Genomic DNA, 24,564 nt, shown 5'->3' on the forward strand with positions numbered 1-24,564 from the left:
CACCATGCAAGCTGCCAGCGCACCTGAAATAACATCAAAAAGTTCATTCACCACGGCTCTTTCACCCGTGCAATTGCAGCTTCACTGCAAAGTCGTGCGCCGCAACGGGCAGGTTACGGACTTTGATGGCAGTAAAATTCAGATTGCGATGGCAAAAGCGTTTCTCGATGTGGAAGGCAGCCAGGCTTCCGGTTCGGCACGCATTCACGACACGGTGCGCAAGCTGACCGAACAAGTGATTGAAGCCCTGCTGCGCCGCACCCCCGATGGTGGCATGGTGCACATTGAAGACATCCAGGATCAAGTGGAATTAGCGTTAATGCGGGCTGGTGAACACAAAGTCGCCCGCAGCTACGTGCTGTATCGTGCCGAACGGGCGCGGTTACGTGCTGAAAAAGAGTCAAAATCCAAGAAAAAAGGCAAAAAATCCGAAAACGTGATCCACGTAAAATCTGCTACCGGCGATTTGAAACCGTTGGATGAAGATCGGTTACGCAAGATCATTGCAGAAGCGGTTGACGGTTTGGAAGGTGTCAGTGCTGAACAAGTCATGACCGCCACCATGCGCAATTTGTACGATGGCATTTCCGAAAAAGAAGTTGCCACCGCGTTGATTATCAGCACCCGCGTAATGATTGACCGCGAACCCAACTATTCCCAAGCAGCCGCGCGGATGTTGATGGACAGCTTGCGCCGCGAAGCCTTGAGTTTCCTCGAAGGCCAGCACACCGAAGCCACCCAGCACGAAATGGTTGAGCTTTATGCGGAAGTCTTGAAAAAAACCATTCAGATCGGGGTAAAGGTCGAGCGTTTGGCGGATGATTTAGGGCGTTACGATCTGGCGAAACTGGGCGCGGCAATCAAGCCGGAACGCGATTTGCAGTTTACTTACCTCGGTTTGCAAACGCTGTATGACCGTTATTTCCTGCATCACGATGGGGTGCGTTTTGAATTGCCGCAGGTGTTTTTCATGCGCGTGGCAATGGGCTTGGCAATTAACGAAGTCGAGCGCGAAGATCGGGCGATTGAGTTTTACAACCTGCTGTCCAGCTTTGATTTCATGAGCAGCACGCCGACGCTGTTTAACGCCGGGACATTGCGCCCGCAATTGTCGTCTTGCTATTTGACTACCGTGCCTGACCATTTGGAAGGGATTTACGACGCGATTAAAGACAATGCCTTGCTATCGAAATACGCGGGTGGCTTGGGCAATGACTGGTCACGGGTGCGCGGCATGGGGGCGCATATCAAAGGCACGAATGGCAAATCGCAAGGTGTTGTGCCGTTTTTGAAGGTGGCGAATGATACGGCGGTCGCGGTGAATCAGGGTGGCAAACGCAAGGGGGCAGTCTGTGCTTACCTTGAAACATGGCACATCGACATCGAAGATTTCCTCGAACTGCGCAAAAACACGGGCGACGAACGCCGCCGTACCCACGACATGAATACCGCGAACTGGATTCCCGACCTGTTTATGAAACGGGTGGCGGCAGAAGCCGAGTGGACGCTGTTTTCTCCCGACGATGCGCCCGATTTGCACGATTTGACGGGCAAAGCGTTTGAAGCGCGTTACGTTGAATACGAAGCCAAAGCAGCACGTGGTGACATCAAATTGTTCCGTAAAGTACCAGCGGTGCAATTGTGGCGAAAAATGTTGGGGATGATCTTTGAAACTGGGCATCCGTGGATTACCTTCAAAGACCCGTGCAATGTGCGCTATACCAATCAGCACATGGGTGTGGTGCATTCCAGCAACCTGTGTACTGAAATTACCTTGCACACCAATGACAGTGAAATTGCGGTATGTAATCTTGGTTCAGTCAACCTGACCGCGCACGTCAACGATGGTAAACTGGATGTGGCAAAACTGGAACGCACCGTGACCACCGCGATGCGGATGCTGGATAACGTGATTGACTACAATTACTACAGCGTGCCGCAAGCGCGGAAATCCAACCTGCGCCATCGTCCGGTTGGCATGGGGATCATGGGTTTCCAAGACGCGCTGTACAAAATGAACCTCGCTTACGCTTCGGCGGAGGCGGTGGAGTTTGCCGACCAAAGTATGGAAGCGGTGTCTTATTTCGCCATCCGTGCCTCTAGCAACATGGCGGTTGAGCGTGGGAAGTACCCCAGTTACAACGGCTCATTGTGGAGCAAAGGCATCCTGCCGATCGACTCGCTGGAATTGCTGGGCGAAGAGCGCGGCGAATATTTCATCGTTGACCATACCCAAACGCTGGATTGGGATGCACTGCGCAACCAAGTCAAAGCCCAAGGAATGCGCAATTCCAACGTGATGGCGATTGCCCCGACCGCGACCATTTCCAATGTTTGCGGCGTGTCGCAATCCATCGAGCCGACTTACCAGAACCTGTTTGTCAAATCCAATTTGTCGGGCGAATTCACCGTCATCAACCCGTATCTGGTGCAGGATTTGAAAGCACTCGGCATGTGGGATGAGGTGATGATCAACGACCTCAAATACTTCGACGGCTCCTTGCAACCACTGGATCGTGTGCCGGACGCGCTCAAAGCCAAGTACGCTACCGCGTTTGAAATCGACGCACGTTGGTTGGTTGAAGCTGCCAGCCGCCGCCAGAAATGGATTGATCAGGGGCAATCGCTCAACCTGTACATGAAAGAGCCGAATGGCACGAAGCTGGACAATTTGTACAAACTGGCGTGGGTACGTGGGCTGAAAACCACCTATTACCTGCGTACTTTGGGGGCGACAGGCGCGGAAAAGACCAGCTCGGATGATTCGTCGGCAGCGAATAGCGTGGCAGGGATTAAGCGGGCGGCGAATTTGGTATCGGTGGGGTCGGAAGCACCGAAGGCGTGTTCGTTGCTGGATCCAGAGTGTGAGGCTTGCCAGTAATGCAATTGAGCATTGAATCACTTTGCTCCGAAGCTGCACGATTTGCTGCTCTCGAAAGTCAACATCCTGAGCCATCGCTGTTCGGCGTGACGGACGGTAAGGCTGTCGGTACATATCTCGAGCACAAATTCAGTGCCTTTCTGCGTGGGCGAGGGTATCAATTCGAGGAGGGGAATTCTGCCAATGGCATCGACTTCCCCAGTTTGCTGGTCGATATGAAAGTCACCAGCATTCGTCAGCCGCAGTCATCATGCCCGTTCAGATCAGCACGGCAAAAAGTGTATGGACTAGGTTATTCGTTAATCATTTTCGTGTACGGCAAAACGGATGATGAGTTTGCCCGTACAGCTAATCTGAATATTTCTGATACGATTTTTGTGGAAGCAGAAAATACGGCTGATTTCCAAATGACCAAGGGCATCCGTGACATTCTGGAGAATGATGGTAACAGGGATGATCTAGTCGCTTTTCTGTCAGAGAAAAATCTGCCTGTGGATGACGTTGGTTTGGATAATCTGGTGGCAGAAATTCTGCAAAATAAACCCAAGCAAGGCTATTTAACGATTTCCAATGCTCTGCAATGGAGGTTGCAATACTCTCGTGTTATTGAAAAAGCAGGAAATGTTGACGGTGTTCGAGCTGTGTATCGGGGGCAGCAAGTATGACTACCGCTGCTGCACGCAAACAACGTATTGAATTCGGTGACTTCCAAACACCTGATTCGTTGGCATTGGCTGTGTGTAAGCGTTTGACTGCGTTGGGTATTTGTCCTGACGTAGTGATTGAGCCAACTTGTGGTGTTGGTGCTTTTGTTGTTGCTGCCGTTCAGTCCTTCCCAACAGCAAAAAAAATCATGGGTTTTGAGGTTAATAGCGACTATTTGGAAACCTCGCGTTTACGTTTGCAGCATGAACTGGAATCAGGGCGTGTTTATTTGGCTCAAGCTGATTTTTTTGCAACCCGCTGGCAAGCTATTTTGGAACAAGCTTCAGGTGCTTTGCTGGTATTGGGAAATTTTCCTTGGGTAACAAACTCAGTCCAAAGTGGCATCGGTGGGGTCAACTTGCCGCGTAAAGCCAATTTCCAACACCATAACGGGCTTGATGCTATTACGGGCAAAGCCAATTTCGATATTTCGGAATGGATGCTGCTGGAGGTGTTCCGTTGGATGGAAGGGCGGCAAGGTGATGTGGCAATGCTGGTGAAAACTGCTGTTGCCCGTAAAGTACTTGCCCATGCCCAACGGCAGGGCTTGGCATTAGCTAGTAGTTGCATCATTAAAATAGACGCGAAGAAGGCTTTTGATGTGTCGGTCGACGCTTGTTTGCTGGTGGTGCGTTTCAACAATGCCGTGGTAGCAACAGATGAGTACCAAGTATTTGATAATTTAGAATCGACACAGGGGCAGCGTGTCGGGCATCGGTTGGGGTTGAGTATTGCTGATTTGGATGCGTTCGATGCTCATGTTGCGTTGGTGGGGAAAAGCCCTGAAAAGTGGCGTTCTGGTGTCAAGCATGATGCGGCTGCGGTAATGGAACTGACTCGTCATGGGCAAACATTGCAAAACGGCTATGGTGAAACAGTTGATCTGGAATCGGATTATCTTTACCCCCTGATGAAAGGTTCTGATATTGGTAGTGGTAAAGGTTGGAGGAAGAAATACCTGCTGGTTACTCAGCGGTATGTCGGTGAATCAACAGATAGTATCCGTACACGTACACCAAAAACATGGAGATACTTGCAAAAACATGCGGATATTTTAGGAGCGCGTGCCAGCTCTATTTATATAAAAAACCCGCAATTTTCGGTCTTTGGCGTTGGCACTTATTCTTTTCGACCGTGGCGTATCGCCATTTGTGGGTTGTATAAGTCACTGGATTTTAGGTTGATTGCGCCCATAGAGGGAAAGCCTGTCATGTTTGATGACACGGTATATTACTTGTCATTTGATGAAGAGGCGGTAGCGCAAAAGGTTTTTGCACTATTGCATTCTGATGCAGCAAAAGAATTATTGTCTTCACTCATTTTTTGGGATGAAAAAAGACCTGTGAAAGCTAGTATCTTGAATATGTTGGATTGGTCATTGATGCAAGAGGGGAAGATTAAATCACCTCAGCAAAGTCAGCTTCCCTTGGGTATTTGTGCATAAATAACCCGTACAAAATTACTATTTGTTGACACTAAACCATGGTTTAGTTGGCATTAAGCATTCAGGAGAGTAAAATACATGTTGAACTGGGACAACCCCCTTGCCGCTTCCGTGCCGCGCACGAACGGCTACAGACCGTCATTGAATTTAGTTGATGAATCGTTTGTTGATGAACCTACTGTGGAGGTAGTTGAAAGTGAGCGCAGTGCAAAAACCCAAGTTGCAATTGAATCGCCAACGGAGTCGGCGACGCTTGCAGCGTCGGTAATTGGTGCGGCTTCCGGCTCGGAGTCAATGGAAGCCGCTTCAACAGCACATGCCTTGCGTACCGAACGTAAAACGTTTACGCAAGAACCTTTCAAACCTCAGCAGCCGGTTCGTGCCGAAGACAAGCGCGTTATTAACGGCAGTGGCGACATTAATCAGCTCGCACCCTTCAAATACCCTTGGGCATGGGAATTTTTCCTCAATGCCAACAAAAACCATTGGACACCGCTCGACATCAATATGGCGCAGGATGTGCATGACTACCATCACAACCTCAGCACCGCCGAACGCCATGTTTACGAAAACGTGCTTGCTTACTTAACCACATCTGACATTCTGGCGATGCGTAATATCGGTTTGGCTGTCATGGAAAAAATGACCGCGCCGGAGTTGCAAATCTACCAAGCCCGCCAAGTGTACGAAGAAGCATTGCATACTTGGACATACCAGCATTGCATCGAAACCATCGGTCTGGATCAGGCGGAAATCTATAACCGTTACCGCGTTGTGCCGGAAATCAACGGTAAAATCCAGCTTGCTAACCGCCGTTTAAACGATGCCTTGCGCCATGATATTGACCTGAAAAACCGTGATGATCTGCATAATTTCGTGATGTCGTACACGTTTTTTGCGGGCATTTTTGAGGGTTGCTGGTTCTACAACGGTTTCTCGCCGATTTTTGCGTTGCAGCGTCGTGGTTTGATGAAAGGTACGGGTGAGCAATTGCAATACATTATGCGTGACGAAGTGTTGCACTGCTCATTTGGCATTCGTGTGGTGCGCCAGATTATGCAGGAAGAGAACGTCAAGCTCGACCCGCAAGCGGTGCGTGACATGTGGGATGAGGCAGAGGCGGCGGAAGTAAATTACGCTAAATTCTTATTGCCTACGCCAATTCTGGGTTACAGCCAGCAAGATCACCACGAGCAATTCCGCTTTACTGCGAATCGTCGGGCGCGTCAGTTAGGCATGGATGAACCGTTCCCCGGTGCGCAAAACGCTCTACCTTGGTTGGACGAGCAATCCAATATGCGTAAGGAAAAGAACTTCTTTGAAACCCGCGTGACCGAATATCAAACGGGCGGAGCGTTGAACTGGGACTAACCCACTAACTTTCCTCTTGCTCCCCTCCTTTGAAAAAGGAGGGGCTGGGGGAGGATTTCTTCCACAGTGAGAGACTTACTTAGGCGTTCCCGGCATCACGTAATAATCAAAACTTTCCGCACCTGTTTCTGACGCAGGTTCCGCCACTGCTTGGGCTTGCTCTGCGGGTTCGGGCATCACTTTAGATTGCTTTGGCGTTACCGCGATGTTATCCGCTGCGGGCGCACTGGCTGCATCGGCTTGCGGTTCGCTCACTAGGGCTTTGGGGCTTTCGGTTAAGAACGCATTGATGGCCACCACGTCTTTTTCACTCAAAGTACCCGCTGCTTGGCGCAACGCTAAGTTGTTTTGCAGGTAACTGTAACGCGCACTGGCATAGTCGCGCCGCGCCCGGAACACACTCCGCAAGGAGTTCAGCACGTCTACAGCAGTACGTGTGCCGACTTCAAATCCGGCTTGGGTAGCTTCTGCGGCGGTTTCAGCCGAAGACAAGGCTTGTTGATTGGCTTTGACTTGGCTAATGCTGGATTGCACGCTGAGGAATGCTGAACGTGCTTGTTGCTCAGTCATACGTGCTTGCAAATCGCCTTCTTGCTGCGACTGCTGTAATTTGTGGCGGGCTTCGCGGATTTTAGAGGAGGTTGCACCACCCGTGTACAGCGGTAAACTCATGCTCAAGCCGACTGCTGCGTCGTTGGTTTTACGACTGTTAAAGGTGTCGTTATCCAGATACGAGCCAGTGTGATTGGCGTATAAGCCGACACGCGGGAATTTTTCGGCACGTTGTGCTTCGACTTCTTTTTGCGCTGCTGTGACCGCATGTTTACTGGCACGTAACAAGTGGTTGTTTTGTTTGGCAGTATTTACCCATGCTTCGATGCTGCTAGGGGTAGGCATTGCCAGCGGCATATTGCTGCGCGGCGCGTTTAAACTTGGATAAAAGCCGCCGGTAATAACCCGCAATTGTTCGCGTGCCACGTCTAATTGTTGTGTTGCAGTTATTTCTTGAGCAATCGCAGCAGCATAGCTGGATTCAGCTTCTTTGACATCGGTAATCGCCGAGCGTCCGGCTTCAAAGTAAGCGGTGGTTTGTTCCAATTGGCGGCTGATCGCTGCCTTTTCGGCGTTGGCAAAATTGAGGCTGTCTTGTGCTATGAGTGCAGCAAAATAAGCATCTGCGACGCGCATAATCAAGTCTTGGCGATAAGACTCTAATGCCGCGTTCGATTGCCCAACGAGCGCGTCAGTTTTTGCAATCGAGGCATTAATGCCTTTATTGTACAGGGATTTTTCCAGTTGCAGCGTGTAGTTGGCATTTTCGCCATCGACGGTGTTATTGGTGATGCTGTCCCGTGAGGCACTGTAACCCGCTTTGCCGGACAAGTTGACTTGCGGTTTACTGGCGGCGAGAGCTTGCTGCTTCTTCTCTAAAATGGCCAAGTGGCTGCTTTCTTGCGCTTTGAACTGGGCATCATAGCCTTTCGCGCGTTGGTAAACTTGCAGCAGGTTTTCCGCTGCTGCGTTATGGCTAATGCCTGCCAAAGAAGCGGCAATCAGCATGGCCAGAATCTGCTTTTTCATAAGTCGTTCCATAAGTTAATAAAAAGCCATGACGCATCTTAAAACACGAAGCGGCTTTCGGTAACTGCACCCAGTAATGGCTTTAAGCCGGTCTCAAATAGCATCTGGCGGGTAAACTCGCCCTCTGCTTGGCGCGTTACCAGCATCGCGTGCTGCGCAGGCGCAGTGCCGATGACAATAAATAAGCGTCCACCCACCGCGAGTTGCTCTTCAAAGCGCGGTAAGTAGTTGGGTAATGCGCCTGTCACTGCGATGACATTATACAACTGCCCCGAACTCCAACTACGCAGCGCATCGCCGGTATGCAGGCTGTAGTTTTTAAGACCACTATCCAGCAGGCGTTGTTCCGCTTGTCGGGTAAAGTCTTCGTGAATGTCTACGCTGTCCACATGTTTGCTAAGATGCGCTAAACACGCGGTCACAAACCCGCTGCCCGTGCCGATTTCCAGACAATTATCGTCAGGTGTCACATTGAGTGCCTGCAATAAACGTGCCTCTACTTTGGGGTGCATCATGGTTTCATCGTGACCCAGTGGGATTTCCACATCGGCGAAAGCGAGGTTTTTCCAGGCATCTGGCACAAAGGCTTCACGTGGAATAAAACCAAAAGTCGTTAGCACGGTCTGATCAAGTACGTCCCACGGACGTATCTGTTGTTCGATCATGTTAAAACGGGCTTGTTCAATATTCATGTGCAGGCTCCAGATTCCAGACGAAAGGTTGTGACAAGGGTACGGATAACGGTGAGTTGTTGCAAGCTATTGAGTGTTATCAAAACAAAACCTTTGCGAGGTCGTTTTATGAAAGTGTCAAAAATGCTGCTGTTTGGCAGTCTTCTGAGTCTGTTTGCCCTGTCGGGGTGCAGCCGTTCTGATGCGCAAGAAGCCATTGCTACACCCGTCATTGCTGGTGCATTTACCTCATGTCGTGAACCGCGCCCGGAAATTTGTTACGAGGTGTACGCCCCGGTGTGCGCTACCCGTGACAGCGGCATTCGGTGTGTAACCACGCCCTGCCCATCGCAAGAGCAGGCGGTGTATTCCAATGATTGCACGGCGTGTGCGGATTCGCGGGTGATGGGCTACGTTGCCGGGGAGTGCCGCTGAAAACTTTTCAGGGTTTCAGGTAGGCAAATTTCCAGCGACACGCCGTAGCCGTTTCCAGCAAGCTCAATAAAGTTGCGTCGGGAACGGCCTCGGCTTCGTGGACATTACCAATGACCAGCCATTGTTTGAGGTTTAATGCCGGTTTACGAATCGGCTGAAACGTGGTTTCCGTATTATCCGCAGGTAATTGCACGTAACAAAATACCCGGTCAGTGCACGGTTCCAGCTCAATGTGTGGTGAACACCCCAAAAAACACAGGTGATCAAGAAAAGTTTCACCCGTGGCGAATACGCCTGCCGCTAACGGTGCGCCTAACAGCCCACAGGTTTGCAACGCGGGCAAAATCGCGGCTTCCGTAGGTTGCAGCGGGTAGAGCAGTAAACGATAGGCTGATAGCTGCATGATTTAGCGCAACATACTCAAACCTTTGGTCACACCGATAAGGGATAACGGTAAGACTGTCGGTTTTTTCTTCGGTGCTGGGGTAAAGCTCAAACTGGCTTTGCGCCCGCTTTGGAATTGCTGAATGATGGTTTGATCCAGTGCGAAACCTGCGCGGCAATAATCTTTGTCGCAACTGCCAGTGAATTTCACCGGCGGGTTATTGTCCACCTGCAACTGCACCCCAGCTTTGATGTGGATGCCCGCTGGTAATTCAAAAATCACCGTGGGATCAGGTTTGCCGGGGGCGTAGCCAATGACGGTGATCATTAACGGCGCGTCGCCTTGACTAAGCACCTGTTGGATATAGCACACTTGTGCGTCGCAATTACCGCCCCAGTCACCAAAGCGCATTCCCTGAATGTTGCCTGCGGCGTGGGTGGGCAATGTGCCGCACAACAAGCCTGCCAATACCAGCCCTTTTATGCCAAGATGCATCTTGAAATCCTCTTTTGTACCCATTAGATCAGTTTACCATGAAATACAACAATGCTACTTATATTGCCCAGACTCGCTGCTGGCTAGAAAATGTCGTCCTGAAACACAATTTATGCCCGTTTGCGCATAAGCCGTTTAACGGTGGGCAAGTCCGCTATGTTGTGACCGACTCCGCACGGGTAGAGTTCCTGTTAGAAGATTTACAGCAGGAATTAGCCTATCTGCGCTCTGTGCCGGTGGCTGAAGTGGAAACAACTTTGTTAATTCACCCCGGTGTATTGGAAGATTTTTACGATTACAACGACTTTTTCGATTTGGTGGAAGGTTTGTTGGTGCAGGAAGGTTACGAAGGTGAGTTTCAGGTGGCAAGTTTTCACCCGGATTATCAGTTTGAGGGGACGCGCCCCGAAGACGCAGAAAACTATACCAATCGCTCGCCTTATCCGATGCTGCATTTGATTCGTGAAGATTCTCTGGAACAGGCAGTGACGCATTACCCGGATGTGGATGCGATTCCGCAACGTAATATCGACACCATGAACGCGCTGGGTGCACCACACCATCAGGCGGTATTGGCGGGGTGTTTACAGCAGACAGATGAGGCGTAATTATGCAAAGTCATGTGCATCGTATTCGTGAAGAGTTACCAGCGGTAGCGTTATTTTTGCTGGCAATCTGGGGCGTGTTTTTACTGGACTTGATTTTGCCGCTGGAGCGTTTTGGTTTGGTGCCGCGTGATTTTGGCGGTTTACTGGGCGTGGTAACAATGCCGTTTTTGCACGCTGACTTTTCGCATTTGTTGAATAACAGTGTGCCATTAGCGGTGTTATTAACCTTGCTGGCAGGGTCGCGGGCGGATTCGCGCTTGGTAGTCGTGGCAGTGACAGTGTTGGGAGGCGTGTTGCTGTGGTTGTTTGGGCGTGGTCACGCGTTGCATATTGGTGCCAGCGGCTTGGTGTTCGGGCTGGCGGTGTTTTTGATCGTGTCGGGTCTTCGGGAGCAGCGGATCATGCCACTATTTATCAGTGTGCTGGTCGCGTTTGTTTATGGTGGGACATTGTTAGGTGGAATATTGCCTTGGCAATCGGGTGTATCGTGGGACGGGCATTTGCTCGGTGGTATCGCTGGTGCTTTGGTAGCATGGTTGTTAGTGCGCAAATCCCCCGTGCCTTGACACAGGGGTTGAATGTTAAATCTGTGACATCCACTGCTCATTAAATTGTGCTTCCGGCAATTGCCACACTTGTGCGTGCAATTGCGTCAACATTTCCGCATCTTCCAAAATCACCAGACGTTCGCTGTTAGAAATCGCCGTCGGGCCTTGGGTGAGCAAGCGTTCCAACCATTCAGCGCGTTGTTGGCGCGTGGAGGCGGGTACATTGGTACGCTGCGGGATGTAACTCATGTGCTGGCGGAAAGCCAATGGGTCAACCGCGATCCGAATAAACAAGTCACGGGTGGAAATGCATGGATGAGTTTGCAATTCGGCGTAGTTTTGCTCGAATTTTTGCAAAATGAAATCCGGTGCGGCTTCATCTGGGGTGCGGAACAGCGGATTTTCCAAACTGGTTTGCACACTGGTGAGCATTCCCAACGGTACTGCCAGTAACAGCCCCGCCAACACGGGCGACATCCACCAAAACGCCATTGGATTGAGGATTAACAGCAGCAAGCCCCAGCCGAAGCCAGTCAAGCTAACCCAGCCAAATTCACGGATAGCATCCATCCACTGCAAGCCGCCGCCGGTACGTTGTTGCGTACCCCACACCGCACGTTTGCCGCGTAAAATTTCCACCACGAACTTGCTGTAGTACATCATGCGCACGGGGGCGGTCAGCATCGACAAAAACGTTTCCGTCAAAATACTGGCGGTGAGTGCCGTTTTACCGCCGAAGTGCGCGACATTGGCGCGGCGTGCTGATAACGCAACCCCAAAGCTTTTGTAGAAAAACAGCAGAATCAATGTCATTACCAACAGCGCGGTATTCCCCGCCGTTAACGGAATCAACGTCAGTTTTGGGTAAAAAACTGCGATGATGGTTAATATCAACAACCAACCGAACCAAATCAGCGAACTGAGGTAGGACATAATGCCCCCCAGCAATAAAAACCGATGCAGGTTGGAAATGCCGTGTGACCAAATGATCATCCAGTGCTGCAAGTTGCCCTGACACCAGCGGCGGTCACGTTTTAATGCGTCGGTTAACGTCGGTGGCGGGCGTTCAAAGCTGCCTTCCAGATCGTAAGCCAGCCAAGTTTCCCAGCCTGCACGATTTAAGAGTGCTGCTTCTACGAAGTCATGGCTGAGAATTTCCCCGCCTAACGAGCCACCTTCTTTCAGTTTCGGTAGGTGGCAGTGCGCCATAAACGCTTGGGTGCGGATAATGACGTTATGCCCCCAATATTGGCTTTCGCCTAACCACCAGAAATGCAGCCCTGCGAAAAATATTGGCCCGTACAAGCGGTTAACAAATTGTTGCCCACGTGCATACAAGGTGTCTAAACCAATGGTGTACAGCGGTGCTTGCACCAAGCCCACACGCGGGTTGCGATCCATTGCATCGACCATGCGCACTAAAGCATCGCCGGTAATTAAACTGTCAGCATCCAGCACCACCATGTAAGGGTGACGACGACCCCAGCGGCGGCAGAAATCCATGACATTGCCGCTTTTTTTCTTGGTGCGGTGTTTGCGGCGACGGTAATGAATGCGGGTGGTTTGCCCAAGATCGCGACATAAGGCCGACCACGCGGCTTCCTCACGTAACCAATTACTTGCATCATCCGAGTCGGACAGAATGTAAAACTCGAAATGTTGCAGATTACCGCTGCGTTCCAGCGATTGATAAATGCTCTTTAAGCCCGCGTAAACGTAGGCAATGTCTTCGTTATAGATCGGCAATAAAATCGCCGTGGTATCTACCGTACACAGTTCTGGTAACGGTGTGCCGGGGGCACTGGCGATCCGATAACGGTCGCCGCGCCGTAATACCCACCACCCCGCTAATGCCGTGACGAAACCCAATGCCAACCAAAAGAACAGCACCGCAAACGGTACTGTTACCAAGATTTTCCAGATCAATGGCAAGCCATTGGGCAGGTTAACACCTAACCAAAAGCTGGCTAATCCAGTCAGCAGGGCGATGACGGCAAAGAAACCCTGCCGTCGTTGTTTGGCTGCATCACGCCACAGGGATGGCTTTTCTTCCATTACGCTTAAGCTTGGAGTGAACGTGGCAACAAGGTAATCGCTCGCAACGGTGCAACCCGGATACTGCTGCGCTCAAAGCGCGGGCCAGTCTGAGTGCGTGCTTGCGCTTGTTGGGCAACGAGTTCTTGCTGTACGGTGCTAATAAACAGTTGAATCAACGCTTGATCATCACATGGCGCAGCACGAGTTAATTTTTGCGCTACTTGCGTCAGTAATTGCTCGTGTTCTGCGCTAGGTAAGCGATGCAGCTTCAAATAATCGTCTGCGCGTTTGCGAGCGTGCGCCCACGCCTCGCTGCGCAGGCCAGTATCGGTAACGTATTGGGAGGATACGGAAGTCATTGTGTCTTTCATTGCTTTGTATTTCTGTCTAAGTAGAGATCGTAAAAGTGAGGCAATTACCATGCCAGTGTTTGGGGTTCCTTGCAATCATGGTGCAATGCACAATGACTGTGGTATCGGGTAAGACCATGTTTCGCTCACTGGGGTTCCACCGTTTGTCAGCTTAATGTCCAATTCTAGCGGTGTTTCACAGTTTTGCGGGAAAACTTGAGCGATGACGCGCCAACCTTTGATGTAAGGGTTTTCCTGAACAACCGGTTCTTTGACCTTGCCAGCACCCTGCAAGCTCGCTTCTGCCTTGGGTGCTTTGCTCAATTTAGGTAAGTCATGGAAGTCGATAATAAAACGAATACTACCCTTGTGTCCCGGTAAAGAATCCACCGCGCGGTTAGTAATGCGCGTCGCATAGACCTTACCGAGTTGGTGTGCGCTGGGGTCTTCACTGCGCCAGGACAAGCGGTAGTGCAGGCGTTGCGGAATTTTGCCGGTTTCGCCTTTCCAGTAGGCCACCATATTATCCACAGTGTCGGACTCGGTGTGTAAACGCATGAGCTGAACATGACCATCGCCCCACGCATTCAACGGCTCGACCCACACACTGGGGCGTGCGTGATACCAAGCTTCCAAATCTTGGTAGCTGTTAAAATTACGGTCACGTTGCATCAGGCCAAACCCTTGCAGCGCGTTGGTGGGAATCGACTTCACATTGAAATAAGGTACTTCCGCCAGCGGCTGCCACCGCCAAGTGTCATCATTGTGAATCAATAAACCATCAGAATCGTGCACTTCCGGGCGATAATCACCGTATTGGTGCGGCGAATTTTCACCGTGGAAGAACATACTGGTCAACGGTGCGACGCCGACTTCGCTGATACTGTCTTTACGCGGGTACAATTGTGTTTCGATTTCAATGTCGGTGCTTTTGCCCGGTTTGATGACGAAACGGGTTGCGCCGCTGAGTGATGGGCTGTCTAGCAGGGCGCATATTACCAACTCTTCTGCGTCTTTTTCCGGTTTTTCCATCCAAAACTGGGTGTAATCGGGGAATTCTTCCTGGCCTTCTAATGAGGTATTAATACCGAGTCCGCGTGCCGATAAACCGTAACGCTGGTCTTGCCCTAATGCTCGGAAATAACTCGCACCTTGGAAAACCACGGTTTCATTGTAAGGTGCGCTGGCTCCAGGCTGTCCGAGTTTGGACAGAATACGGAATCCAGTGAAACCCATATTGGCTTCGTCGTTTTCGAGGTGTAAATCTTTAACTTCGGTGTAGTCGAAGTATTTTTTGGAAAACGTAATGGGTTTTTCTGCGTTATCTTCCCACGTGAACAGCTTGACCGGGCGGATGAAGTGCATTCCCGGATGCATGAATTCCAGTTGGAACGGTAGGTTTTCGCTGCGCCAGAAGGTTTGATTACCAAGGAACTTGATGTGCTGGTAATGGTCGTAGGTGATGCGTCCGGTATCCACCTTCATCATGGGTGTTTTGACGAAGGCTTCGCTCGCTTTTTGTGCGGCGATCTGTTGGACATGCGGGAAACAGCCTGTATCCTTGGCGTTTGCAGGCAATGCCAGCACCAGTAGCGCGAAGGTGAAACTGAGTGAAATGGAATGGATGGCTGATTTCATGCTGTCGGGAGTCCGAAACGGTTGAATACCGAAATAGGCCAAGGATATGGCGCGGGAATTGTAGAGTAGAATGCGCTACACGTACAGCGTTACGTGCAGATTATTAATAAAACAGCGTTAGGCAAGGAAAAAATATTTCGATGAACCGTGATCTGTCGTTGGATGTGTTGAGAGGCATCATGCTAATAATTATGGCGGCTGACCATTTTGGTGAGCCGCTTTTCCAGCACTTGTACGAATTTGCCGGTTACGTGAGTGCGGCAGAAGGGTTTGTATTCTTGTCGGGAATGCTGGTGGCATTGGTGTATAGCCGCTATCACAGCGCGGGTGGTTACGTGCTGGAGCAGCGGGTGTGGCATCGTGCCGGGGTGATTTACTTGTATCACTTAATGGTGCTGCTGGCGGTGTTTGTGTTCACGGTGGCGACGGATTTGTCGGGGGCGTATTGGAAAAGTTTTGCCACGGAAATGCAGGCTGAGCCGATTCGGGGTTTACTGTCGGGCATGGCACTGGGTTATAAACCGCCGATGCTGGATGTGTTGCCGTTATACGTTATCTTGATGTTATCCGCGCCCTTTGCGTTGCGCTGGATGACGCAATACCGCACGGTCGGGGTGGCAATGGTCTTGGCTGGCAGCGTGGGTTTGTGGTGGTGGGCGCAATACGGTTTGGGGAATGCGTTTGAGCGTTTGTTACCGGACGCGCTGATGTTGCGTAATGGTGCGTTCCATGTATTCGCCTGGCAATTGGTTTTTGTGCTGGGTATGGTGCTGGGCTTTTTACGCTTTGACAGCAAAGATGCTACGCCGCGTGTTAATCCGTGGTTGTTTAGTGCGAGTGTTGCGATTGTGGCGTATTTGTTTTTGCAACGTCACGGTTATATTCATGGCTGGATAGGTGATGCGGCGGCGGTGTCGTGGTTGCAGGAATACCGTCATATTGCCCGCGACAATATGGCATGGATGCGCTTGTTGAATTTCCTCGCGATGGTGTATGTGGTGGCAGGTTTGATTGCATGGCATAAACGCTTTGGGGTGTTCAAGCTGCTGGCATTGCCGGGGCGGTGGCTGGCGTTTTTAGGGCAGCATTCCTTGCAGGTGTTTGCGTTTCATTTGGTGGTTTTGTATTGCTATATCCCGTTCCGTTGGGGCGATTGGGCGTTGAGTGATAATCAGAAATGGGTGGCGTTGGTGTTTTTCTTAGCCAGTTTAAGCTTGCCCGCGCTGTGGCATAAGGCGTATTTACAGCGCAAGAAACAACAGCAAAACCGCCGGTCGGAGTTTAGCCCGACCATGCCAGTAGCGTTGGTGTCGGGCTGATAAGCCACGACCTGTCAAGTTAGAGCTTGTAGCCTTTGTGTAAGGCTACAATGCCGCCCGTCATATTGGTGTAAGTAACGCGCTCGAATCCCGCTGCCTCCATCATACCTTTGAGGGTCGGCTGATCGGGGTGCATCCGAATGGATTCCGCCAGATAACGGTAGCTTTCTGCATCATTGGCAATCAATTTGCCCATCATCGGCAGGAATTTAAACGAGTATTGGTCGTAAATCGGCGATAAGCCGGGTACGACAGGCTTGGAAAATTCCAGCACTAACAAGCGTCCGCCCGGTTTCAGCACGCGGTACATGGAGCGCAACGCAGCATCTTTATCAGTCACGTTACGCAACCCGAATGCCATTGTAATAATGTCAAAATGGTTGTCCGTAAACGGCAGACACTCTGCGTTCGCCTGCACGTAACGCACATTACCGCCAATGCCTTTATCGGTGAGGCGTTCCCGCCCGTTTTCCAGCATCGACGCATTAATGTCGGAAAGGATCACTTCGCCGTCATCACCAACGATACGGGCGAATTTTGCTGCTAAGTCACCTGTGCCGCCCGCAAGGTCGAGTACCCGATTACCGCGTTTCGCTCCGGCGGCATCAATTGTGTAACGTTTCCACAAGCGGTGTACCCCGAATGACATTACGTCGTTCATTATGTCGTACTTGTCGGCTACTGAGTGAAATACCTCGGCAACCCGATTAGCTTTTTCAGTAACGGGTACTTGTTGAAACCCGAAATGAGTGGTTTTTTCCTGTTCTGTCATGCGGCATGGTTTCCGAAAGTAGTGGGCATTGTCAGCATTGTAACAGGGTGTCGTTATTTCTTCATGGAGTTGAATTATGAAAAAGTTAATCGCGGGTTTTGCCTTAGCATTTTTAGCATCCCCGGCAGCACAGGCATGGACAGGTGGTATTGAGGATATGCGCACGATGGAAGCCAACCAAAGTGGCCCGATTTTGCGCATTAAAGGCACCAATATTGCGTCTAATGGTTGCTGTGGAGTCAGCCATCAACGGGTACGTTGCCACGCACCACGTCATGCGGCAGGACACCGCCCGCAGCCAGTAGCGCGTTGCCCGCAACCAGCAATGCACCGCTCCGTGCGTTCATCCGCGCATCGTGAACAAGTGGTTTATCATCATGCTGCTCCCGTGAGTCGCCCATCACCTGTTTATCAGCGTACTCAGGGCGTGGTCAGCGAAAAAACCTATACGCAACGGGTGTATCGTCGTCCGGCTAACACCTGCCCATTGCGTTAATGGCAGAAAAACGGGGTAAATATCACCCGATTTACCCCGTTTTCCGTCGGATGTGCTATCAACACAGGATGTATTGTTACGTACAAGGAGTACTGTTATGAAATCACCCACACTATTGACTACCATTTTGTTTGTGGCCAGTTTCAGCGGAGCCAGCATTGCACTCGCCGAAGGTACGGCTGTTGACCCGATGGCAGCTTACAGTTATCAAGCTCCGGCTAATTCGTGGTATGCCGCGAAGATCAAACCAAAATTTGCGATACGTGCCAAAGTGCGTGAGGAGCAACCAGCCGTAGCAGTCGTTACGCCGCCGGTTGATCCGATGAATACGCCAGTGGCACGTAATATTGATCCGCCACGTGCGCTACCGTTTTGGCATGAAATTCCCGCGAAATAAGTCCTCAGCGGTGGTTATCCGTTAAAACGGCATAAACATTTGGGTCATGTAGCGCAAAATCTCAGCGTGCCAAATCAGCGCGATGAATCCGGCAATGGCTAACCAAGGTCCGAATGGCATGGGTACGCTGTGCTTTTCACGTTTGATAATCATCCAAGCGATGCCGAACACTGCGCCGAGTAATGAGCCTGCGAAAATCACAAACGGTAAGATTTGCCAGCCACCCCACGCACCGAGTGCCGCGAGTAGCTTGAAGTCACCGTAACCCATGCCTTCTTTGCCCGTTAGTAAGCGGAATAAATGAAACACCAGCCACAGCGATAAATAGCCCCATACCGCACCCAAGACCGCGTTGGGCAGGCTGGTAAATAAGCTATCCATGTTCAGCAGCAAGCCCGCCCATAATAACGGGTAAGTCAGTACATCAGGGAGCAACATGGTTTTTGCGTCAATCATGGCTAACGCCACCAGCACCCAGGTAAAACCGAGTAATGCGGGCAATGTTGCCCCGTAGCCGGTTTTCCAAGCGACTAATACCGACAATAATGCCGTTGTCAGCTCAATCAGTGGGTACTGGATGGAAATAGGGGTTTGGCACCCTGCGCATTTCCCCCGCAAAAACAGGTAACTGATCACCGGAATGTTTTCCCACGCACTGATGCGATGACCGCAGGTCGGGCATTCGGAGCGCGGCACGACTAAATTAAAGTCGCTGGTGGGAACTTCTGTCGGTGCGTCATTTTGCCATTCCTGACAATCTTGTTTCCATTGGCGTTCCAGCATGATTGGTAGGCGGTAGATGACCACGTTTAAAAAACTGCCAATCAGTAAAGAAAATAGCCCGACCATGACCAACAGCCAAGTTTGGCTGGTGCTTAATAAATTTATCAGTTCCATCGTTATCGCTTGTTATGGGTTAAACCACAGCACCCAGTTTGAAAATCGGCAGGTACATGGCAATGACCAACCCCCCAACAATGACCCCAAGTACCGCCATAATCAGCGGTTCAATTTGCTTGGATAAGGTGTCCACCAACGTGTCCACTTGCTCTTCGTAATAATCCGCTACTTTACTGAGCATGTCTTCCACCCGCCCGGATTCTTCACCAATGCGAGTCATTTGAATAATGAAATTGGGGAATGCCTGCGTGGTTTGCATTGCCGTGTTTAATTGTACACCACGCGAGATGTCTTCTTGCATCCGTAACGTCGCTTCTTCATACACCGCATTGCCGGTTGCCCCAGCGACCGAATCCATTGACTCGACCAAGGGCACACCTGCGGCAAACATGGTGGCTAAGGTGCGGGCAAAGCGTGCAATTGCTGACAAGTTCAGGATATTGCCAATAATCGGCAGACTCAGTGATACCCGATCCACAAAACGGTCAAAGGCTTTGGATTTGCGGCGTGCAGTGCTGAAACTGTAGCCAACCACAATCATGCCGAGCAGCGGTATCCACCAGTTCGCTTTGAGCCAGTCTGACATGCCAATGACCATTAAGGTGAAGGCGGGCAAATCGGCACCGAAACTGCTGAAAACTTCCTTAAATTGTGGAATAACCCAAATCAGCAAAATACTCGATACCACCAACGCCGCGATAATAACAATCAGCGGATACATCATGGCACTTTTGACTTTGGCTTTGAGCGACTCGCTCTTTTCTTTGTAAGTCGCCACCTTGTCGAGCATGGTTTCCAGTGTACCGGCTTGTTCCCCGGCTTTTACCAGATTGACGAATAATTTATCGAAATAACGCGGATGACGCGCCAAGGCATCACCGAAACTTGCGCCGCTTTCAATATCACCCGCAATGCGTTTCACTAAATCGCGTACCGAAGGGTTGTCCCCACTACTGGCAATCATGTGCAATGATTGCACCATTGGTACGCCGGAACGCATCATGGTGGTAACTTGCCGCGCAAAATGGGCAATGTCTGCGGGTTTGATGGCAGGTTTAAACAAAGTACGCGGTTTGCGATATACCCGACCGGGATTGATCCCTTTACGGCGCAATTCAGCGCGTAACCAGTTGGGATTGACGGCTTGGGTTTCTCCACGAATTTTTACGCCATTACGGTTAACACCTTCCCAGATGTAGGTGGGCTGGGCAGCGGGCTTTGGTGCTGGTACAGCAGCACGCGGCAAGGGCTTACGGCTTGGATTAACGCTTTGCATGGGTTGTTTTCTGCATTATTTTTATAATCTTAGCCCCAGTCTAGCATGAGCATGATGACCCGTGGATTCTTTATGGATAACTGGTGGGCTTAATCGGTGGTGACGCGCGACAGTTCCGCTAACGAGGTAATGCCGAGGCGTACTTTTTCCAAACCCGATTGACGTAAATCGAAAATGCCTTCTTTGAGGGATTGGTCTGCCAATTCCATTGAGTTACAGCCATTCATTACCATGCGCCCCATTTCCGCCGAGATTGGCATGACTTGGTAAAGCCCGACCCGACCTTTGTAACCGTGGGAACATTCCTCGCAGCCGCAGGGTTCGTAAACCGTGAGGCTGGGGATTTCTTCGGCTTTAAATCCCAGATCCAGTAACGCTTCGGGCGGAATATTGGTAGCAGGGCGTTTGCATTTTTCACACAACCGCCGTGCAAGGCGTTGCGCCACAATCAAGTGTACTGACGAAGCAATGTTAAACGGTGGTACGCCCATGTTTAGTAAGCGCGTCAGAGTTTCCGGTGCGCTGTTGGTGTGCAAAGTGGATAGCACCAAGTGTCCGGTTTGCGCGGCTTTGATGGCGATTTCAGCGGTTTCAAGGTCACGGATTTCTCCGACCATGATTACATCCGGGTCTTGGCGCAAGAATGAGCGCAGTGCGTCCGCAAAAGTTAACCCGACTTTGGCGTTGACGTTGACTTGGTTAACACCGGGCATATTGATTTCAGCGGGGTCTTCGGCAGTGGAAATATTACGCTCAGGGGTATTGAGAATACCAAGCCCAGTGTACAGGGTTACTGTTTTACCACTTCCCGTTGGCCCCGTGACCAAAATCATCCCATCCGGCTTTTGCAAGGCTTTGAGGAAATCCTGTTGTTGGCGTGGGCTAAACCCTAACTTTTCCACGCCGAGGGTGGCGTTGGAGGAATCAAGAATCCGCATGACCACTTTTTCGCCGTAAAGTGTGGGCAGGGTGTTGACCCGGAAGTCGATTTTTTTCTTGGCATTGAGGGTAAAGCGAATGCGCCCGTCTTGTGGTACACGCCGCTCGGAAATGTCCATACGCGCTAATACCTTGATCCGTGAAATCAATTGTTGGGCGGAATCGTTCGGTGGGGTTGCCACAACCTGCAAAATACCGTCAATGCGGTAGCGGATGCGCAGGCTTTTCTCAAAAATTTCAATATGAATATCGGAGGCTTTGGCGTTGATCGCGTGTGCCAGCAGCTTATCGACAAACTCAACGACGGAAGATTCTTCGTTGTCGTTTTTACCTTTGAGGTCGCGCGTGTCCAGCACAATCGACGGTGCGGAATTGTATTGCTGCGCAGCGACTACCGGGTTGGGTTGGGTGATTTCGCCGCTGTCGGCATTTAAATAACGTTGTAATTTATCGTATTCGACAAAAACCGGTTCGGGGGTTAGCCCGGTCGCAAATTTCACGTCATCCAAGTGCGTGAGGTATGCCGGGTCTGCCAGCCCGACCATCAGTGTTTTTGCACCACGATACAGCGGAATCAGATGCAATTTTTGCATTTGTTCGGCATTCAACAAGTTGGCGATAGCCGGGGTGATGTTTACTTGGTCAATATCAACAAAACTTAGGCCGTATTCCACACTTGCTGCGTAAGCAATATCCGCTGTGCTGGCAAGGCGTGACCTTGCCAACCAGGACACCAGCGGCATTTTATCAATCCGTGCTTTTTGCAGGGCTTGACTGGCTTGCTCATTGCTGAGAATTTCCTGAGCAACCAACTGCCGTAGCAAACCGGGTAATGGAATCGATGCATTGAGAGGAATCATGGCTCACTTGTTAGAATATTTATGGTGTTACGGTGATGATACCTTGCTGAAAATGGCTATGAAATGAATTTATGGTGTTGGTGGTGGTTTTAGGATAAACGGTGGTTTATAGCCGTAAGGTAGTTTCATGAGCGGCAAACAGGTATTTCAGGTCATAAATGACGTGTGCTGGTTTGCCAAGGGCTTGTATTTTTGCCACACCGATGTCGCGAAACTGTTGGTGAGCTACCGCGAGAATAATGGCATCGTATTGACTGTCTTCTAGTACTTGCACGGGGGTAATGCCGTATTCGCGCTGCGCATCTTCTGTCGAAGCCCAAGGATCGTAAACTTCTGTTTGAATCCGATAGCCGCGCAATTCCTTGAGAATATCGACCACGCGGGTGTTGCGTAAATCCGGGCAGTTTTCCTTAAACGCCAGTCCCATAATCAGCACTTTAGCCCCAGCAACGGGAATGTCTTTTTGCACCATGGCTTTGATCAGTTGGGAAGCGACATACGCGCCCATGCCATCGTTAATGCGTCGCCCAGCGAGAATAATATCCGGGTGATAGCCCAACGATTCTGCTTTGTGGGTCAAATAATACGGGTCAATGCCGATGCAATGCCCGCCGACTAAACCGGGTCGAAACGGCAGGAAGTTCCACTTGGTTCCGGCAGCTTGCAACACCGCTTCGGTGTCGATTCCCATGCGATTAAAGATCAGGGCTAATTCATTGACGAGTGCGATATTTAAGTCACGTTGGGTATTTTCAATGACTTTTGAGGCTTCCGCTACTTTGATACTGGGGGCTTTGTGCGTGCCTGCGGTAATGATGCTGCGGTACAGTTGGTCAACAAATTCCGCCACTTCTGGGGTAGAGCCAGAGGTCACTTTTTTGATAGTGGTGACGCGGTGTTCTTTGTCACCGGGATTGATACGCTCCGGGGAGTAGCCTGCAAAAAAGTCGACATTGAATGTCAGTCCCGATATTTTTTCCACCACGGGCAGGCAGTCTTCTTCAGTCGCACCGGGATACACTGTGGATTCATAGATAACGATGTCACCGGCCTTAATCACCTTGCCTACGCTTTCACTGGCTTTGATAAGCGGAGTCAGATCCGGGCGTTTGTGTCGGTCTATCGGGGTTGGCACGGTGACGATAAACACATTGGCATCACGTAAATCGTTTAAGTGACTGGTGTAATGCAGGTGTTGCGCTGCCTGTAGCTCGGCGGGTGTGGTTTCTAGGGTATGATCGTTGCCGCTTTGCAATTCCGCAACACGGGCGGGGTTAATGTCGTAACCAATGGTGGGGTAGTGTTTACCGAATTCGACCGCGAGGGGCAGGCCGACGTAGCCGAGGCCAATGATGGCGATGGTGGTGTGTTGTAGTGGTTTCATTTTATTTTTCTCATTATACTCATTAGCTGATGCTATCACTACATTAACGAGTGATGCCATGTAGATACGACGAATGACGAGATGGGCAATAATTATGATTCTAAGTCCAGTACCAAGGGGTAATGGTGCGTTTGTAGTGCATTCACAATTGGCTCAGCGGTTGCCTAACTATCAGTTGTTGCCATATTCACCGAAACGTAGCTATTTTCCACCGTCATACTATCCCTTGGGGCGTAAGCTACCTGCGCGACTTATTCATGCCGTGCCGGAATCAGCAATTTTCCATCAGCGTAAAGGTGCGCCCTTAGTGGTTACGGCGCACGGTTTTACCTTGGATAAAGCGGTTTATCCATACAGCAGTCTATTGCAAAATCTCCATGCTAAGACTGATTTGTGGTGGTTGTATCAGCAAGCTGCGCGGCGAGCAGATGTTTTGACGACTGTCAGCCATGCTACTGCTGAAGCTTTGGGAGAGGCTTTCGGCATTACCCAACCGATAAAAGTCATTTACAACGGGGTAGATGAAACCCTGTTTGTGCCGGTTGAGCCGCGCGAAGATGGGGAAATCCGGGTGCTGTTCAGTGGTAATGCGAAACGCCGCAAAGGGGTGCAGTGGCTGTTGCCGATATTGGCGGGTTTGGATGAATCCATCAGCGTCCATTATACCGCAGGGTTACAAGAGCAAGCGGCGGTGGGTTCTCATCCCCGTTTGCGGGCATTGGGGCGTGTGGCGCACTCAGCGATGCCCAAGCTTTACCAAAGCATGGACATTTTATTATTACCCAGTGTGACTGAAGGGCACAGCATTGCGGTGTTAGAGGCAATGGCGAGTGGTTTGCCCGTAGTGGCATCGGATTTGCCCGCGTTGCGTGAGCAAATTGTCCACGGTGAGGGTGGTTTTTTGTGTCCGGTGGGGGATGTGGGAGCCTTTGCCGCAGCGATCCAGACACTGGCAGAAGATGCAGCTTTACGTTTACGCATGGGGGCATTCAATCGCGCCCAAGTGGAAACACGGTTTAGGTTGACAACTACTGTAGCGGCGTACCAAGCGTTGTTTAATGAAATAGGTTAA

General features: G+C 50.7%; 23 protein-coding genes. 11 read left to right on the forward strand and 12 right to left on the reverse strand.

What is annotated here, in order from left to right; genetic code table 11:
• Nucleotides 1–4 precede the first annotated feature (4 nt).
• The 4 genes from J9260_RS17410 (at nucleotide 5) to J9260_RS17425 (ending at nucleotide 6,401) form a co-directional block, all read left to right on the forward strand.
• On the forward strand, nucleotides 5–2,881 hold the full coding sequence (locus J9260_RS17410; protein ID WP_210218968.1) for a ribonucleoside-diphosphate reductase subunit alpha: 2,877 nt from the start codon (nucleotides 5–7) through the stop codon (nucleotides 2,879–2,881).
• On the forward strand, nucleotides 2,881–3,546 hold the full coding sequence (locus tag J9260_RS17415; protein WP_210218969.1) for a type II restriction-modification system restriction endonuclease: 666 nt from the start codon (nucleotides 2,881–2,883) through the stop codon (nucleotides 3,544–3,546). The genes J9260_RS17410 and J9260_RS17415 overlap by 1 nt, the downstream gene beginning before the upstream one ends.
• The gene (locus J9260_RS17420) at nucleotides 3,543–5,030 is read left to right on the forward strand and encodes a hypothetical protein (RefSeq protein ID WP_210218970.1); all 1,488 of its coding nucleotides are present in this window, start codon (nucleotides 3,543–3,545) and stop codon (nucleotides 5,028–5,030) included. Before J9260_RS17415 ends, J9260_RS17420 begins: the two co-directional genes overlap by 4 nt.
• 78 nt (nucleotides 5,031–5,108) lie before the next feature.
• Nucleotides 5,109–6,401, forward strand: coding sequence for a ribonucleotide-diphosphate reductase subunit beta (locus tag J9260_RS17425; RefSeq protein WP_246499516.1), 1,293 nt, complete (start codon nucleotides 5,109–5,111; stop codon nucleotides 6,399–6,401).
• Nucleotides 6,402–6,476: 75 nt separating this feature from the next.
• Here J9260_RS17425 and J9260_RS17430 read toward each other — a convergent pair whose 3' ends face one another.
• Together J9260_RS17430 and J9260_RS17435 are read right to left on the reverse strand one after the other, a co-directional pair.
• Nucleotides 6,477–7,982 carry a TolC family outer membrane protein gene (locus J9260_RS17430; protein ID WP_210218971.1) on the reverse strand — a complete coding sequence of 502 codons (1,506 nt, stop codon included), beginning with the start codon at nucleotides 7,980–7,982 and terminating at the stop codon, nucleotides 6,477–6,479.
• A 38-nt stretch (nucleotides 7,983–8,020) separates the two neighbouring features.
• Nucleotides 8,021–8,674, reverse strand: a complete 654-nt coding sequence (locus tag J9260_RS17435; protein ID WP_210218972.1) for a protein-L-isoaspartate O-methyltransferase family protein — start codon at nucleotides 8,672–8,674, stop codon at nucleotides 8,021–8,023.
• Nucleotides 8,675–8,782: 108 nt separating this feature from the next.
• Here J9260_RS17435 and J9260_RS17440 point away from each other — a divergent pair, with 108 nt between their 5' ends.
• On the forward strand, nucleotides 8,783–9,088 hold the full coding sequence (locus J9260_RS17440; RefSeq protein WP_210218973.1) for a hypothetical protein: 306 nt from the start codon (nucleotides 8,783–8,785) through the stop codon (nucleotides 9,086–9,088).
• Nucleotides 9,089–9,095: 7 nt separating this feature from the next.
• Here J9260_RS17440 and J9260_RS17445 read toward each other — a convergent pair whose 3' ends face one another.
• Nucleotides 9,096–9,491 (reverse strand): hypothetical protein, encoded by a 396-nt coding sequence (locus J9260_RS17445; RefSeq protein WP_210218974.1) that lies wholly within the window; start codon nucleotides 9,489–9,491, stop codon nucleotides 9,096–9,098.
• 3 nt (nucleotides 9,492–9,494) lie between these two features.
• Complete coding sequence (locus tag J9260_RS17450) at nucleotides 9,495–9,968, reverse strand: invasion associated locus B family protein (protein WP_210218975.1); 474 nt, start codon at nucleotides 9,966–9,968, stop codon at nucleotides 9,495–9,497.
• A gap of 38 nt (nucleotides 9,969–10,006) precedes the next feature.
• On the opposite strand from J9260_RS17450, the gene J9260_RS17455 reads away from it, so the two are divergent.
• Both J9260_RS17455 and J9260_RS17460 read left to right on the forward strand, forming a co-directional pair.
• Nucleotides 10,007–10,576 carry a DUF1415 domain-containing protein gene (locus J9260_RS17455; RefSeq protein WP_210218976.1) on the forward strand — a complete coding sequence of 190 codons (570 nt, stop codon included), beginning with the start codon at nucleotides 10,007–10,009 and terminating at the stop codon, nucleotides 10,574–10,576.
• A gap of 2 nt (nucleotides 10,577–10,578) precedes the next feature.
• Nucleotides 10,579–11,142 (forward strand): rhomboid family intramembrane serine protease, encoded by a 564-nt coding sequence (locus J9260_RS17460; protein WP_210218977.1) that lies wholly within the window; start codon nucleotides 10,579–10,581, stop codon nucleotides 11,140–11,142.
• 15 nt (nucleotides 11,143–11,157) lie between these two features.
• Here J9260_RS17460 and mdoH read toward each other — a convergent pair whose 3' ends face one another.
• The 3 genes from mdoH to J9260_RS17475 form a co-directional block, all read right to left on the reverse strand.
• Nucleotides 11,158–13,179 (reverse strand): glucans biosynthesis glucosyltransferase MdoH, encoded by a 2,022-nt coding sequence (gene mdoH / locus J9260_RS17465; RefSeq protein WP_210218978.1) that lies wholly within the window; start codon nucleotides 13,177–13,179, stop codon nucleotides 11,158–11,160.
• A 5-nt stretch (nucleotides 13,180–13,184) separates the two neighbouring features.
• A complete protein-coding gene (locus tag J9260_RS17470) occupies nucleotides 13,185–13,520 on the reverse strand; it encodes a hypothetical protein (protein WP_210218979.1) in 336 nt (111 codons plus the stop codon).
• An 87-nt stretch (nucleotides 13,521–13,607) separates the two neighbouring features.
• The gene (locus J9260_RS17475) at nucleotides 13,608–15,149 is read right to left on the reverse strand and encodes an OpgD/OpgG family glucan biosynthesis protein (protein WP_210218980.1); all 1,542 of its coding nucleotides are present in this window, start codon (nucleotides 15,147–15,149) and stop codon (nucleotides 13,608–13,610) included.
• Between the two features lie 140 nt (nucleotides 15,150–15,289).
• Between J9260_RS17475 and opgC the strand changes: the two genes are divergently transcribed.
• Entirely contained in the window at nucleotides 15,290–16,468 is a 1,179-nt protein-coding gene (gene opgC / locus J9260_RS17480; protein WP_210218981.1) for an OpgC domain-containing protein, read from the forward strand.
• Between the two features lie 19 nt (nucleotides 16,469–16,487).
• Here the strand turns inward: opgC and ubiE are convergent, their stop codons facing one another.
• On the reverse strand, nucleotides 16,488–17,240 hold the full coding sequence (gene ubiE / locus J9260_RS17485) for a bifunctional demethylmenaquinone methyltransferase/2-methoxy-6-polyprenyl-1,4-benzoquinol methylase UbiE (RefSeq protein WP_210218982.1): 753 nt from the start codon (nucleotides 17,238–17,240) through the stop codon (nucleotides 16,488–16,490).
• A 76-nt stretch (nucleotides 17,241–17,316) separates the two neighbouring features.
• Between ubiE and J9260_RS17490 the strand changes: the two genes are divergently transcribed.
• Nucleotides 17,317–17,736: a hypothetical protein gene (locus J9260_RS17490; RefSeq protein WP_210218983.1), complete on the forward strand. Its 420-nt coding sequence runs from the start codon at nucleotides 17,317–17,319 to the stop codon at nucleotides 17,734–17,736.
• 97 nt (nucleotides 17,737–17,833) lie between these two features.
• Nucleotides 17,834–18,133, forward strand: a complete 300-nt coding sequence (locus J9260_RS17495) for a hypothetical protein (protein ID WP_210218984.1) — start codon at nucleotides 17,834–17,836, stop codon at nucleotides 18,131–18,133.
• Nucleotides 18,134–18,154: 21 nt separating this feature from the next.
• On the opposite strand, the gene J9260_RS17500 is transcribed toward J9260_RS17495, so the two are convergent.
• The 4 genes from J9260_RS17500 to tviB form a co-directional block, all read right to left on the reverse strand.
• Nucleotides 18,155–19,030, reverse strand: coding sequence for a prepilin peptidase (locus J9260_RS17500; protein WP_210218985.1), 876 nt, complete (start codon nucleotides 19,028–19,030; stop codon nucleotides 18,155–18,157).
• A gap of 19 nt (nucleotides 19,031–19,049) precedes the next feature.
• The gene (locus J9260_RS17505) at nucleotides 19,050–20,309 is read right to left on the reverse strand and encodes a type II secretion system F family protein (protein ID WP_210218986.1); all 1,260 of its coding nucleotides are present in this window, start codon (nucleotides 20,307–20,309) and stop codon (nucleotides 19,050–19,052) included.
• An 89-nt stretch (nucleotides 20,310–20,398) separates the two neighbouring features.
• A complete protein-coding gene (pilB, locus tag J9260_RS17510) occupies nucleotides 20,399–22,108 on the reverse strand; it encodes a type IV-A pilus assembly ATPase PilB (RefSeq protein ID WP_210218987.1) in 1,710 nt (569 codons plus the stop codon).
• 106 nt (nucleotides 22,109–22,214) lie between these two features.
• Nucleotides 22,215–23,492, reverse strand: coding sequence for a Vi polysaccharide biosynthesis UDP-N-acetylglucosamine C-6 dehydrogenase TviB (gene tviB / locus J9260_RS17515; protein ID WP_210218988.1), 1,278 nt, complete (start codon nucleotides 23,490–23,492; stop codon nucleotides 22,215–22,217).
• A gap of 136 nt (nucleotides 23,493–23,628) precedes the next feature.
• Here tviB and J9260_RS17520 point away from each other — a divergent pair, with 136 nt between their 5' ends.
• A complete protein-coding gene (locus J9260_RS17520; protein ID WP_210218989.1) occupies nucleotides 23,629–24,564 on the forward strand; it encodes a glycosyltransferase family 4 protein in 936 nt (311 codons plus the stop codon).

It is taken from the genome of Thiothrix unzii (assembly GCF_017901175.1).
Taxonomy (GTDB): domain Bacteria; phylum Pseudomonadota; class Gammaproteobacteria; order Thiotrichales; family Thiotrichaceae; genus Thiothrix; species Thiothrix unzii.

Coding starts and splice junctions, on each gene's coding strand:
- J9260_RS17410 (WP_210218968.1), top strand. CDS start 5: ATGCAAGCTGCCAGCGCACCTGAAATAACATCAAAAAGTTCATTCACC.
- J9260_RS17415 (WP_210218969.1), top strand. CDS start 2,881: ATGCAATTGAGCATTGAATCACTTTGCTCCGAAGCTGCACGATTTGCT.
- J9260_RS17420 (WP_210218970.1), top strand. CDS start 3,543: ATGACTACCGCTGCTGCACGCAAACAACGTATTGAATTCGGTGACTTC.
- J9260_RS17425 (WP_246499516.1), top strand. CDS start 5,109: ATGTTGAACTGGGACAACCCCCTTGCCGCTTCCGTGCCGCGCACGAAC.
- J9260_RS17430 (WP_210218971.1), bottom strand. CDS start 7,982: ATGAAAAAGCAGATTCTGGCCATGCTGATTGCCGCTTCTTTGGCAGGC.
- J9260_RS17435 (WP_210218972.1), bottom strand. CDS start 8,674: ATGAATATTGAACAAGCCCGTTTTAACATGATCGAACAACAGATACGT.
- J9260_RS17440 (WP_210218973.1), top strand. CDS start 8,783: ATGAAAGTGTCAAAAATGCTGCTGTTTGGCAGTCTTCTGAGTCTGTTT.
- J9260_RS17445 (WP_210218974.1), bottom strand. CDS start 9,491: ATGCAGCTATCAGCCTATCGTTTACTGCTCTACCCGCTGCAACCTACG.
- J9260_RS17450 (WP_210218975.1), bottom strand. CDS start 9,968: ATGCATCTTGGCATAAAAGGGCTGGTATTGGCAGGCTTGTTGTGCGGC.
- J9260_RS17455 (WP_210218976.1), top strand. CDS start 10,007: ATGAAATACAACAATGCTACTTATATTGCCCAGACTCGCTGCTGGCTA.
- J9260_RS17460 (WP_210218977.1), top strand. CDS start 10,579: ATGCAAAGTCATGTGCATCGTATTCGTGAAGAGTTACCAGCGGTAGCG.
- mdoH (WP_210218978.1), bottom strand. CDS start 13,179: ATGGAAGAAAAGCCATCCCTGTGGCGTGATGCAGCCAAACAACGACGG.
- J9260_RS17470 (WP_210218979.1), bottom strand. CDS start 13,520: ATGACTTCCGTATCCTCCCAATACGTTACCGATACTGGCCTGCGCAGC.
- J9260_RS17475 (WP_210218980.1), bottom strand. CDS start 15,149: ATGAAATCAGCCATCCATTCCATTTCACTCAGTTTCACCTTCGCGCTA.
- opgC (WP_210218981.1), top strand. CDS start 15,290: ATGAACCGTGATCTGTCGTTGGATGTGTTGAGAGGCATCATGCTAATA.
- ubiE (WP_210218982.1), bottom strand. CDS start 17,240: ATGACAGAACAGGAAAAAACCACTCATTTCGGGTTTCAACAAGTACCC.
- J9260_RS17490 (WP_210218983.1), top strand. CDS start 17,317: ATGAAAAAGTTAATCGCGGGTTTTGCCTTAGCATTTTTAGCATCCCCG.
- J9260_RS17495 (WP_210218984.1), top strand. CDS start 17,834: ATGAAATCACCCACACTATTGACTACCATTTTGTTTGTGGCCAGTTTC.
- J9260_RS17500 (WP_210218985.1), bottom strand. CDS start 19,030: ATGGAACTGATAAATTTATTAAGCACCAGCCAAACTTGGCTGTTGGTC.
- J9260_RS17505 (WP_210218986.1), bottom strand. CDS start 20,309: ATGCAAAGCGTTAATCCAAGCCGTAAGCCCTTGCCGCGTGCTGCTGTA.
- pilB (WP_210218987.1), bottom strand. CDS start 22,108: ATGATTCCTCTCAATGCATCGATTCCATTACCCGGTTTGCTACGGCAG.
- tviB (WP_210218988.1), bottom strand. CDS start 23,492: ATGAAACCACTACAACACACCACCATCGCCATCATTGGCCTCGGCTAC.